Genomic DNA, 11,616 nt, shown 5'->3' with positions numbered 1-11,616 from the left:
TTCTCCTGGCTGTTACTTCTGTGCGGCTTCGAAGAGGGTGAGGACGTCGGCCGACGAATCGGTGATCGTCAGGGAGACGACCGGACGGCCGTGCTCGGCGAGGACACCGGCATCGCCGGCGGCCTGTGCCTCGATGAGCTGTCCGAACGTGAACGGGCGCTCGGGGATCTCGAGGTCGACATCCGTGCGCTCCAGGATCTGCAGGAACACGCCCTGCGCCGGCCCGCCCTTGTGATACTGGCCGGTGGAGTGCAGGAATCGGGGTCCCCATCCGAACGTCGTCGGCCGACCGGAGTCGGCGGCGACGAGCTCGCGGAGACCCTGCAGCTGCGGGACGTCGAGCCTGTTGACGTATGCCTGGATCGACACGTAGCCGTCTTCCGGCAGCGCAGCCCACAGCGCGTCGAGCACGCCCTCGACGGTGCCCGACGCCGCGAGAGCGGGGTCGGAGACGCGGACCTCGACGCCGTTCTCGACGAACGCCGGTGCCGTCGGAGCGGGACGTGCATCCAGCAGTCCACGGGCGGCGACCTTCGCCGACTCGACGTCGGGCTGGTCGAACGGGTTGATGCCGAGCAGATACCCGGCGATGGCGGTCGCGTACTCCCAGACGATGAGCTGCGCACCCAGCGAACCGCTGACGAGGATCTCGCCCTCGTGACGTTCGCGCAGGTGGAACTCGTTCGCGTCGTCGACGAGCCGCACGATCTGGAGATCGGCGGGTCGGGAGTCGAGCTCCGGCGACACGGGCAGCAGGACGACGGGAAGGATGCCGGTGCCGTCCTTGCCGGTGGACTCCGCGATGAGCTGCTCGATCCAGTCGGGGAGCCCGTTGATGTGCGTGCCGTCGGTGATGAGACCGAGCTTGTCGCGTCGCGGCGTGGTGGCGGAGATCGCCGCGGCCAGCCGGAGTGCCGGGTTGTCGGCCGAGTCGATGGCGACCTCGAGGAGCGAGGCCTCGGCCTCGTCGAGGAGCTCGGCGATGTCAGCGCCCGCGAGCCCCGACGGTACGAGGCCGAAGGCGGTGAGGGCCGAGTACCGTCCGCCGACGTGCGGGTCGGCGTTGAACACGCGGTAGCCGGCTTCACGGGCGGAGACGTCGAGCGGCGAGCCCGGGTCGGTCACGACGATGATGCGCTCGAGCGGGTCGATGCCCACGTCGCGGAACGCGGCCTCGAAAGTGCGACGCTGCGAGTCGGTCTCGACGGTCGAGCCTGACTTCGAGGAGACGACCAGCACGGTGTTCTCCAGGCCCTCGTCGAGCGCGGCGAGCACCTGGCTCGGCGCGGTCGAGTCGAGAATCGTCAGCGGGACACCGGCGGTCTGGGCGATCACCTCGGGGGCGAGCGATGACCCGCCCATGCCGGCGAGCACCACCCGATTCACACCCTTCGCGTGCAGATCGGCGCGGAGGGCGACGATCTCGGCGACGAGGGGGCGCGAGACGGATACCGCCTCGACCCAGCCCAGGCGGATCGACGCCTCGGACTCGGCGGCGGGACCCCACAGGGCTGCGTCACCGCCGGTCACCCGCGAGGCGACCAGGTCGTGGACGAGAGCGGGAACCGTCTCGTCGATCGCGACCCGAGCCGCGCCCGAGGCGTGGATCGCAAACGTCATCGCTGCGCCTCGAGGCCCTCAGCCACCTGCGTCAGCAGATCGTGCCAGGAGTCGATGAACTTGGCGACGCCCTCGTCCTCGAGCACCTGGGTGACGTCGGTGAAGTCGATGCCGAGGTCGGCGAGACCGGCGAACACGGCGCGAGCCTCGTCGTAGCCGCCCGTGATCGTGTCACCGGTGACGACGCCGTGGTCGAAGGTGGCCTCGAGCGTCTTCTCCGGCATCGTGTTGACGACGTCCTTCGCCACGAGCTCGGTGACGTAGAGCGTGTCGGGCAGGGCCGGGTCCTTGACGCCGGTCGACGCCCACAGCGGACGCTGCGGGTTGGCGCCCAGCTTGATCAGGTCCTGCGCACGCTTCTCGGCGAACTTCTGCTCGTAGAGCTCGTAGGCGAGACGCGCGTTCGCGAGGCCTGCCTTGCTCTTGAGCGCCTCGGCCTCGTCGGTGCCGATCGCCGAGAGGCGCTTGTCGGTCTCGGTGTCGACGCGCGACACGAAGAACGAGGCCACGGAGTGGATGCTCGACAGATCGAAGTCGGCGCTGTGCGCGCGCTCGAGACCGGTGAGGTAGGCGTCGATGACCTCGGCGTAGCGCTCGAGGCTGAAGATCAGGGTGACGTTGACGCTGATGCCCGATGCGATCGCCTCGGTGATGGCAGGCAGGCCCGCCTTCGTCGCGGGGATCTTCACGAGCAGGTTCGGACGGTCGACCTTTGCCCACAGCTGCTTGGCCTGTGCGACGGTGCCCTCGGTGTCATGCGCGAGGTCGGGGGAGACCTCGATGGAGACGCGGCCGTCGACGTGGCCCGACTTCTCCCACACGGGGCGGAAGACGTCGAGAGCGGCGGCGACGTCCTGCGTGGTCGCGGCGAACACGGCCTCTTCCGCCGTGGCGCCCGACGCTGCGAGCTCGGTGACCTGAGCGTCGTACGAGGTGTTGTTCTTGTCGGTGATCGCGTTCGCGAAGATCGTCGGGTTGGTGGTCACGCCGACCACGTTGCGCGACTCGATCAGCTCGGCGAGGTTGCCGGACGAGATGCGGGTGCGGGACAGGTCGTCGAGCCAGATGCTGACACCGGCTGCTGCGAGGTCTGCGGTGGGGGTGCTCATGCGTTCTCCTTGATGGTCTCGCGTGCGGCCGCGATGACGGCCTCGGTGGTGATGCCGAACTTCTGGAACAGGGTCTTGTAGTCGGCGGAGGCGCCGAAGTGGTCGATGCCGACCGAACGGCCGCGGTCGCCCACGATGCCGCGCCAGCTGAGGACGGAGCCGGCCTCGACCGAGACGCGGGCGGTGACGGCCTTCGGCAGGACCGACTCGCGGTATGCCTCGTCCTGCTCGTCGAACCACTCGAGCGACGGAGCCGACACGACGCGGACGTTGACGCCCTCGTCGGCCAGGGCCGCACGGGCATCGACCGCCAGCTGGACCTCGGACCCGGTCGCGATGATGATCACGTCGGGGGTGCCGTTCGGCGCCTCGGCGAGCACATATGCACCCTTCGAGACACCGTCTGTCGAGGCGAAGAGGTCGCCGTCGGCTGCACCCTGGCCGCGCTCGAACACCGGGATGTTCTGACGGGTCAGCGCGATGCCGGTGGGGCCCTCGTGGCGTCGGAGGATCTCGAGCCAGGCAGCCGAGGTCTCGTTGGCGTCAGCCGGACGCACCAGGGTGAAGTTCGGGATGGCGCGGAGCGTCGCGATCTGCTCGACGGGCTGGTGCGTCGGGCCGTCCTCTCCGAGTGCGACGGAGTCGTGGGTCCAGACGAAGATGCTGGGGACGTTCATCAGCGCGGCCAGACGCACCGGCGGGCGCATGTAGTCGCTGAAGATGAGGAAGGTGCCGCCGAAGGCGCGCGTCGGGCCGTGCAGCACGATGCCGTTGACGATGGCGCCCATGGCGTGCTCGCGGATGCCGAAGTGCAGCACGCGGCCGTAGGGGTCGCCCGACCACTCGTGGGTCGACCACTCGGCGGGGATGAAGGACTTCGAGTCCTTGATCGTGGTGAGGTTCGACTCGGCGAGGTCGGCCGATCCGCCCCAGAGCTCGGGAAGCTCGGCGGCGAGGGCGTTGATGACCTGACCGGAGGCCGCACGCGTCGAGACGTCCTTGCCGCCTTCGAAGACGGGGAGCGCCGAGGTGATGTCGGCCGGCAGCTCCTTCGCCTCGAGGCGGTCGAGCAGCGCCTTGCGCTCAGGGTTGGCCGCCGCCCACGCGTCGAACGACTTCTGCCACTCGGCGCGGGTCTCCGCGGCGCGATCCGCGAGTGCGCGGGTGTGGGCGATGACGTCGTCGGCGATGGCGAAGTGCTCTTCGGGGTCGAAGCCCAGGACCTTCTTCGTTGCGGCGAGTTCGTCGCCGCCGAGCGCGGAGCCGTGGATCTTGCCGGAGTTCTGCTTGCCGGGCGAGGGCCAGCCGATGATCGTCTTCAGGATGATGAGCGACGGCTTCGAGGTCTCGCCCTTCGCGGCCTCGATGGCCGCGTTGAGCTCGGCGACGTCCTCGACGTACTCGCCGGTCTTCTTCCAGTCGACGACCTGGACCTGCCAGCCGTAGGCCTCGTAGCGCTTGGCGACGTCTTCGGTGAAGGCGACGTTCGTGTCGTCCTCGATCGAGATCTGGTTGGAGTCGTAGATCGCGATGAGGTTGCCGAGCTCCTGGTGGCCCGCGAGCGAGGAGGCCTCGCTGGTGACGCCTTCCTGGAGGTCGCCGTCACCGGCGATCACGTAGACGAAGTGATCGAACGGGCTGGTGCCCGCCTCTGCCTCGGGGTCGAACAGGCCGCGCTCGTAGCGGGCGGCGTAGGCGAAGCCGACGGCGGAAGCGAGTCCCTGTCCCAGCGGGCCGGTGGTGATCTCGACGCCCTTGGTGTGACCGTATTCGGGGTGGCCCGGGGTGAGGGAACCCCACGTGCGCAGCGCCTTGAGGTCGTCGAGCTCGAGGCCGAAGCCGCCGAGGTAGAGCTGCACGTACTGGGTGAGAGAGGAGTGTCCGACCGAGAGGATGAAACGGTCACGACCCAGCCAGTCGGTGTCGGTCGGGTCGTGACGAAGCACCCGCTGATAGAGGAGATACGCGGCCGGAGCCAGGCTCATCGCGGTGCCGGGGTGGCCGTTGCCGACCTTCTCCACGGCATCCGCAGCCAGAAGACGCGCGGTGTCCACCGCGCGTCGGTCGATCTCATCCCACTGCAATTCCGACACTGTGAAGCCCTTCTGCAACTGTTCGAGAGCGCCGGATTGCACGATCGCAGTCCGCAACGATACGGAGGGGTTTGTGATGTGCGCCGGACGCGCGAGTCATTTCAGCATAGCGCCGAGGTTCGACTCGTTACCCCCCTTTACAACGCTCCACCCGTCCAGTAATTCCATGCCTTCGTCGAGGCTTGCGATGAGCGGTGGAACTGCGGATCAGGAGTCCTGGAACGCGATCCCGTCGCGTCCCGGGAGCCCGGATGCGAGGGTCGGTGGAGCGATGATCATCGGGGCGGGCGAGCCCTGCGCCCGGCGTGCCCTAGACTGGGAAACGCTGTCGTGACGCGTGTGGAGGAGGCGATCGAGATCTCGACGATGTCTGATCAGACCGTTGTGAAGAAGTCCATCGGTCGCACCGTGAAGGCGTACGTCGCCCTCACCAAGCCGCGCGTCCTCGAACTGCTGCTGGTGTCGACCGTCCCGGTGATGTTCCTCGCTCAGGGCGGTCTCCCCGACATGTGGCTGGTGCTGGCCACCGTGATCGGCGGCTCGCTGAGCGCCGGCTCGGCTGCGGCGTTCAACATGTACCTCGACCGCGACATCGATGCCCACATGCATCGCACGGAGAACCGTCCGCTGGTGACCGGCGAGATCAGCCCGCGAGGCGCGCTGATCTTCTCCTGGACGCTCGCCGTCGTCTCGACCGTATGGCTGTGGTTCACCACGAACTGGCTGGCGGCCACGCTGTCGGCATCCGCCATCTTCTTCTACGTCGTCATCTACACGATGATCCTCAAGCGACGCACCGAGCAGAACATCATCTGGGGCGGCATCGCCGGGTGCTTCCCGGTGCTCATCGGCTGGGCTGCCGTCACCGGCTCGCTCGACTGGCCCGCGTTCATCCTGTTCGCGCTCATCTTCCTCTGGACGCCGCCGCATTACTGGCCGCTGTCGATGAAGTACAAGGACGACTACGACGACGTCGACGTGCCCATGCTCGGTGTCACCCGCAACGCCTCACAGGTCGGCCTCCAGGTCATTCTCTATGCCTGGGCGACCGTCGCCTGCTCGCTGCTGCTGATCCCGATCGCGAACATGGGCCTCGTCTACGGCGTCTCCGCCGCGGTGTTCGGCGGCTGGTTCATCTATGAGTCGCACCGCCTGTACAACCAGGCGGTGCGGGGCAACGAGGCGCGGCCGATGCGAGTCTTCCACGCCTCGATCACCTATCTGACGCTGATCTTCGTGGCCGTCGCGGTCGACCCGCTGCTGCCGTTCTGATCCTGCTCGGCGTCGCCGACCAGCTCGTCGTCCGCCGCTGTCGCGGGGATCTCGGAGTCGATGGGTTCGGCCTCATCGGCCTCAGCTGACTCGTTCGTCCCATCGATCGGCCCGACGACTGCGGGTGCAGGAGAAGGCAGGAGCGCCTGCACCGCACTCAGACCGACGGCGATCAGCACGCCGATGACGCCGGCGCCCAGAAGCGCGGCTCCGACGACGACGAGCGACTGCCCCACGTAGACCTCGATGCCGGTCGCCGTGCCGTCGAGCAGAGTGCTCGTCATGGTGCCGACCTGGCCGGCGATCAGCCACCCGCCCACTCCCGCTGAAGCGAGCGAGAGCACGAGGAGGAGCCAGAAGCCGATGCTGCGTGTCAATGACTTGTTCATGTCCGCAACGGTGCACGACGAACTGATGAGCCGCTGATGCCCGGGCTATGCGTCCCCTGTGCGCAGCCGGGGTCAGGCCTTCGCAGCGGCCGGCTTCTTCAGGTTCAGCACCACCACGGTGTACGCAGCCGCCGACAGCGAGGCGAGCACCATGTGGATGCCCACGAGCACCGGCGGGAGGCCTTCGCGCGCCTGCCACACGCCCACGCCGACCTGCACCAGGATCGCCAGCACGAGCACGAGCAGCCATCTGCGCGGTCGTAGGTGCAGCACCCACGCGGCGATCGTCAAGGTGACGACGAGCGCGGCAAGGATGTATCCCGGCCAGGAGTGCACGTGGGCGAGCACCGTGGCGTCGAATCCCTGGCGCTCGACGGCCGCGTCGCCGGAGTGCGGCCCGGAACCGGTGGTCAGCACGCCGAACAGGATCGTCACGGCGAGGGCGAGACCGGTGATGTGGCTCAGTGCCGCGAACCAGGTCGGCACCGCGCGCTCACGCGGTCCGGGCGCGGCGTAGAGCCTGACCAGGAAGGCCGCGGTCACGCACACAAGGAGGAGGGACGACACGTAGTGGAATCCGACGATGAAGGGGTTCAGTCCCGTGAGCACCGTGATGCCGCCCACAAGAGCCTGCGCGACGACGCCGATCAGCACGACCCAGGCGAGGATGACGAGATCCCGCCTTTCGGTCGTCACCCTGACCGATCTGACCGTGGCGGCGATGACCGTCACGAGCAGAGCCGCCATCGCGAAGGGCGTGGCGGGGAGGTCGACGAGCGTGAAGATGAAGAACACGACCCCGGCCGCCAGGATTCCGGCGGCGGCGAAGCGGAGGGCCGAGAACACCGTGGCCTTCCCCCCGGTGCGCGCCAGCACGAGCAGCAGGACGGCGAGGGCGATGACGCCGACCACACCCGTCATGACGCGGTTGCCGAACTCGATGATGCCGTGGATTCCCTGATCGGCATAGATCGGGACGAGCGACTCCGGCGTGCAGAGCGGCCACTCGGAGCATCCGAGGCCTGATCCGGTCAGCCGCACGGCGCCGCCGGTGCCGATGATGATGGTCTGTGCGAGGAATGAGAGCCAGGCGAAGACGCGAAGCGCTCGCCCCCAGAGGATCGCATGCGTCGACGCTGCCGCGTTCGTGGGGGAGGAGATCGTCGTCTCGGGCATAAGTCTCTCCGAACCGCGCCGGACACGGCGAGCGGCCCTGTCTTCAGGCGGAACCTGTAGAATCGGATTGTTGTGATGAGCGCTGACCGCGCTGAAGCATCGCTAACAGTTTAGGCGCGATGGATGCGCCGGTGATGAGGGCCCACCAACGGCACCCGCTCCCGCAGACTCGACGGGGATCAGGTGTGTCGGGGCGGATGACACCGTTTGGGACCTGTGAGGAGAGTGTGTGATGTCGGATGTGCTGATCGACCGCCCGGAGCTTGACGGCCTGGGGGTGTACGAATTCGGGTGGCATGACGAAGATGCCGCCGGAGCCATCGCCAAGCGCGGTATCTCCGAAGAGGTGGTCCGCGGGATCTCGGCGCTCAAGCACGAGCCCGAATGGATGCTGAAGACCCGACTCAAGGGCTATCAGCTCTTCGGTCGCAAGCCGATGCCGACCTGGGGTGCAGACCTCAGCGAGATCGACTTCGACAACATCAAGTACTTCGTGCGCTCGACCGAGAAGCAGGCCCAGTCCTGGGAGGATCTCCCGGCTGAGATCCGCGAGACGTACGAGCGCCTCGGCATCCCCGAGGCCGAGCGTCAGCGCCTCGTCGCCGGCGTCGCAGCGCAGTACGAGTCCGAGGTCGTCTACCACCAGATCCGCGAGGATCTGGAGGAGCAGGGCGTCATCTTCATGGACACCGACACCGCGCTCCGCGAGCACCCCGAGTTCTTCGAGGAGTACTTCGGCACCGTGATCCCGGCCGGCGACAACAAGTTCGCCGCGCTCAACACGGCCGTGTGGTCGGGAGGTTCGTTCGTCTACGTCCCCAAGGGCGTGCACGTCGAGATCCCGCTGCAGGCGTACTTCCGCATCAACACCGAGAACATGGGCCAGTTCGAGCGGACCCTGATCATCGCCGACGAGGACAGCTACGTCCACTACATCGAGGGCTGCACCGCTCCGATCTACAAGTCGGACTCGCTGCACTCGGCCGTCGTCGAGATCATCGTGAAGAAGAACGCCCGCGTTCGGTACACGACGATCCAGAACTGGTCGAACAACGTCTACAACCTCGTCACCAAGCGAGCCGTCGCCCATGAGGGCGCGACGATGGAGTGGGTCGACGGCAACATCGGCTCCAAGGTGACGATGAAGTACCCGTCGATCTACCTGATGGGCGAGCACGCCAAGGGCGAGACCCTCTCGGTCGCCTTCGCGGGCCCCGGCCAGCACCAGGATGCCGGCGCGAAGATGATCCACATGGCTCCGTACACGCAGTCGTCGATCGTCTCCAAGTCGATCGCCCGCGGCGGTGGACGTGCGGGATACCGCGGCGAGGTGAGGGTGGACGCGAACGCGCACCACTCCGCGAACACCGTGCGCTGCGACGCGCTGCTGGTGGACACGAAATCGCGCTCCGACACATACCCGGCCATCGACATCCGGGTCGACGACGTGCAGCTGGGCCACGAGGCCACCGTCTCGAAGGTCAGCGAGGAGCAGCTCTTCTACCTGCAGTCCCGCGGCATGCCCGAGGACGAGGCGATGGCGATGATCGTGCGCGGCTTCATCGAGCCGATCGCGCGCGAACTGCCCATGGAGTACGCGATGGAATTGAACAAGCTCATCGAAATGGGCATGGAAGGATCGGTCGGCTAAATGGCGGCCTCGACGACAGCGCCCAGCGAGGCGCAGCACACGAACGCGCACATCGACCCCGCAGCTCAGGTCTCGGATGCCGGATTCGTCCCGGTGCAGACCCGCTCGGAGCGTCCGCACTCCTTCGAACCCGCGGACTTCGGTTCGCCGACCGGCCGCGAGGTCAACTGGAAGCACACTCCGGTGGCCAAGCTCTCCGCCCTCTTCGAGGTGGCAGGTCTGACCGAGGGCGTGCGCTACTCGTTCGGTGACGGCGAGAAGTACGTGGCGGCACCGCTCGCCGCGGGTGATGCCCCGCGCGGGGAGGTCTTCCTGGCCGAGGACATCACGGCGGCCGTCGCCTGGCAGGGCTCGTCCGAGGCGCTGCACATCCGCATCCCGCGCGAAGAAGAGGTCGCTGAGCCGATCCTCGTCTCGATCGAGGGCCTCGGCGCCGAACTGCGCGCCGATGCCCACATCGTGATCGAGGCCCTCGAGCACAGCTCGGCCACCGTCGTGCTCCAGCACACCGGAGCCGCGCAGTACTCGCAGAACGTCGAGATCATCGTCCGCGATGGCGCGAAGCTCACTGTCATCAGCCTGCAGCAGTGGCAGGACGAGGCCGTGCACACCTCTGCGCATCAGGCCAGGGTCGATGCGGATGCCACGCTCAAGCACTTCGTGATCAGCTTCGGCGGCGGAGTCGTGCGCGTGAACCCGAGCGTCGAGCTCGCCGGCGGCGGATCCGAGGGGTACCTCTACGGACTGTCCTACGCCGATGCCGGGCAGCACCTCGAGAGCCAGGTCTACCTGCACCACAAGGGCCCGCACACCAAGGGCGACGTGCTCTACAAGGGTGCGCTCCAGGGGCAGGGAGCGCACAGCGTCTGGATCGGCGACGTGCTCATCGGCGCCGACGCGACGGGCACCGACTCCTACGAGGCGAACCGTAACCTGGTGCTCACCGAGGGTGCACGCGCCGACTCGATCCCGAACCTCGAGATCGAGACCGGGGACATCCTCGGCGCCGGCCACGCCAGCGCCACGGGGCGCTTCGATGACGAGCAGCTGTTCTACCTGCAGGCCCGCGGCATCAGCGAAGAGGAAGCGCGCCGACTCGTCGTGCTCGGATTCCTCACCGACATCGTTCAGCGCCTGGGAATCCCGGCACTGGAGACCGAGCTGCTCGACGCGATCGAGACGGAGCTCGCCGAGGTGAACGCATGAGCGCCGAGCGCGTGTGCGGCGTCGCGGAACTCGAGCAGGACATGCCGATCCGCGTCGAGCCGAACGGCGTCCCGATCACCGTGATCAAGGACTCCGAAGGCGTGATCCACGCCATCGGGGACACCTGCACGCATGGCGACATCTCTCTCGCCGAAGGCTTCGTCGAAGGTGACACGGTGGAGTGCTGGGCCCACGGCTCCGCGTTCTCGCTGCTCACCGGCAAGCCCCAGAACCTCCCTGCTTATGAGCCCGTTCCGGTCTACGTCGTCGAGATCGACGGCGACGACGTGCTCATCGACCCGACTGTGACGAAGGAAGTCTGAATGTCTGTTCTCGAAATCCGCGACCTGCACGTGACGGTCGAGACCGAGGCGGGTACCACCCCGATCCTCAACGGAATCACCCTCACCATGAACACCGGTGAGACGCACGCGATCATGGGCCCCAACGGCTCGGGCAAGTCGACGCTCGCGTACACGATCGCCGGCCACCCGAAGTACACCGTGACCTCCGGCTCGATCACCTTCGACGGCCAGGATGTGCTCGCGATGAGCGTCGACGAGCGCGCGCGCGCCGGCCTGTTCCTCGCGATGCAGTACCCGGTCGAGATCCCCGGCGTGACGGTGACGAACTTCCTCCGCACCGCCAAGACGGCACTCGACGGCGAAGCTCCGGCGATCCGCGGCTGGACCAAGGACGTCAAGGCGGCCATGGCGAACCTCCGCATGGACCCGAAGTTCGCTCAGCGCAACGTCAACGAAGGCTTCTCCGGTGGCGAGAAGAAGCGTCACGAGATCCTGCAGCTCGAGGTCCTCAAGCCGCAGTTCGCGATTCTCGACGAGACCGACTCGGGCCTCGACGTCGACGCGCTGAAGATCGTCTCGGAAGGCGTCAATCGCGCCAAGGAGTCGACCGGACTCGGCGTGCTGCTGATCACGCACTACACCCGTATCCTCCGCTACATCCGTCCGGACTTCGTGCATGTGGTCGTCGCGGGCAAGATCGTCGAAGAGGGCGGCCCTGAGCTCGCAGACCGGCTCGAGGAAGAGGGATACGACCGTTTCCTCGACCCCGCAGCCCCCATCGAGGCGTAGGCTGAT

Annotated in this window: 10 protein-coding genes; 5 read left to right on the top strand and 5 right to left on the bottom strand. The window is 67.3% G+C overall.

The features are described 5' to 3' along the window. Nucleotides 1-12: 12 nt before the first annotated feature. Genes SOM10_RS04140 through tkt form a run of 3 tightly spaced genes read right to left on the bottom strand, consistent with a single transcriptional unit; the run spans nucleotide 13 to nucleotide 4,822 of the window. On the bottom strand, nucleotides 13-1,620 hold the full coding sequence (locus SOM10_RS04140) for a glucose-6-phosphate isomerase (protein ID WP_295101028.1): 1,608 nt from the start codon (nucleotides 1,618-1,620) through the stop codon (nucleotides 13-15). Beyond that, complete coding sequence (tal, locus tag SOM10_RS04135; RefSeq protein WP_053096462.1) at nucleotides 1,617-2,729, bottom strand: transaldolase; 1,113 nt, start codon at nucleotides 2,727-2,729, stop codon at nucleotides 1,617-1,619. The genes SOM10_RS04140 and tal overlap by 4 nt, the downstream gene beginning before the upstream one ends. Then, on the bottom strand, nucleotides 2,726-4,822 hold the full coding sequence (gene tkt / locus SOM10_RS04130; protein WP_320488549.1) for a transketolase: 2,097 nt from the start codon (nucleotides 4,820-4,822) through the stop codon (nucleotides 2,726-2,728). Before tkt ends, tal begins: the two co-directional genes overlap by 4 nt. 366 nt (nucleotides 4,823-5,188) lie before the next feature. Here tkt and SOM10_RS04125 point away from each other — a divergent pair, with 366 nt between their 5' ends. Next, nucleotides 5,189-6,094, top strand: coding sequence for a heme o synthase (locus tag SOM10_RS04125; RefSeq protein WP_053099149.1), 906 nt, complete (start codon nucleotides 5,189-5,191; stop codon nucleotides 6,092-6,094). On the opposite strand, the gene SOM10_RS04120 is transcribed toward SOM10_RS04125, so the two are convergent. Together SOM10_RS04120 and SOM10_RS04115 are read right to left on the bottom strand one after the other, a co-directional pair. After that, complete coding sequence (locus SOM10_RS04120; RefSeq protein WP_320488548.1) at nucleotides 6,040-6,483, bottom strand: hypothetical protein; 444 nt, start codon at nucleotides 6,481-6,483, stop codon at nucleotides 6,040-6,042. The two genes, SOM10_RS04125 and SOM10_RS04120, sit on opposite strands and share 55 nt — an antisense overlap. 72 nt (nucleotides 6,484-6,555) lie before the next feature. Then, nucleotides 6,556-7,659: a COX15/CtaA family protein gene (locus SOM10_RS04115; protein WP_320488547.1), complete on the bottom strand. Its 1,104-nt coding sequence runs from the start codon at nucleotides 7,657-7,659 to the stop codon at nucleotides 6,556-6,558. 232 nt (nucleotides 7,660-7,891) lie between these two features. Here SOM10_RS04115 and sufB point away from each other — a divergent pair, with 232 nt between their 5' ends. From sufB to sufC, 4 genes are read left to right on the top strand one after another with little or no spacing between them, the layout of a single operon-like run. Continuing rightward, nucleotides 7,892-9,310, top strand: coding sequence for a Fe-S cluster assembly protein SufB (gene sufB, locus SOM10_RS04110; RefSeq protein ID WP_053096457.1), 1,419 nt, complete (start codon nucleotides 7,892-7,894; stop codon nucleotides 9,308-9,310). Next, nucleotides 9,311-10,516, top strand: a complete 1,206-nt coding sequence (gene sufD, locus SOM10_RS04105) for a Fe-S cluster assembly protein SufD (protein WP_320488546.1) — start codon at nucleotides 9,311-9,313, stop codon at nucleotides 10,514-10,516. Then, on the top strand, nucleotides 10,513-10,839 hold the full coding sequence (locus SOM10_RS04100; RefSeq protein WP_053096453.1) for a non-heme iron oxygenase ferredoxin subunit: 327 nt from the start codon (nucleotides 10,513-10,515) through the stop codon (nucleotides 10,837-10,839). The genes sufD and SOM10_RS04100 overlap by 4 nt, the downstream gene beginning before the upstream one ends. Next, nucleotides 10,840-11,610 carry a Fe-S cluster assembly ATPase SufC gene (sufC, locus tag SOM10_RS04095; RefSeq protein WP_053096451.1) on the top strand — a complete coding sequence of 257 codons (771 nt, stop codon included), beginning with the start codon at nucleotides 10,840-10,842 and terminating at the stop codon, nucleotides 11,608-11,610. It abuts the gene before it with no gap. The last annotated feature ends 6 nt before the right edge of the window (nucleotides 11,611-11,616 follow it).

The organism is Microbacterium sp. CFBP9023, assembly GCF_034045055.1.
In the GTDB taxonomy this organism is placed as follows: Bacteria; Actinomycetota; Actinomycetes; order Actinomycetales; family Microbacteriaceae; genus Microbacterium.
This window is presented reverse-complemented; position numbering and strand designations above follow the sequence as displayed.

Coding starts and splice junctions, on each gene's coding strand:
- SOM10_RS04140 (WP_295101028.1), bottom strand. CDS start 1,620: ATGACGTTTGCGATCCACGCCTCGGGCGCGGCTCGGGTCGCGATCGAC.
- tal (WP_053096462.1), bottom strand. CDS start 2,729: ATGAGCACCCCCACCGCAGACCTCGCAGCAGCCGGTGTCAGCATCTGG.
- SOM10_RS04125 (WP_053099149.1), top strand. CDS start 5,189: ATGTCTGATCAGACCGTTGTGAAGAAGTCCATCGGTCGCACCGTGAAG.
- SOM10_RS04120 (WP_320488548.1), bottom strand. CDS start 6,483: ATGAACAAGTCATTGACACGCAGCATCGGCTTCTGGCTCCTCCTCGTG.
- SOM10_RS04115 (WP_320488547.1), bottom strand. CDS start 7,659: ATGCCCGAGACGACGATCTCCTCCCCCACGAACGCGGCAGCGTCGACG.
- sufB (WP_053096457.1), top strand. CDS start 7,892: ATGTCGGATGTGCTGATCGACCGCCCGGAGCTTGACGGCCTGGGGGTG.
- sufD (WP_320488546.1), top strand. CDS start 9,311: ATGGCGGCCTCGACGACAGCGCCCAGCGAGGCGCAGCACACGAACGCG.
- SOM10_RS04100 (WP_053096453.1), top strand. CDS start 10,513: ATGAGCGCCGAGCGCGTGTGCGGCGTCGCGGAACTCGAGCAGGACATG.
- sufC (WP_053096451.1), top strand. CDS start 10,840: ATGTCTGTTCTCGAAATCCGCGACCTGCACGTGACGGTCGAGACCGAG.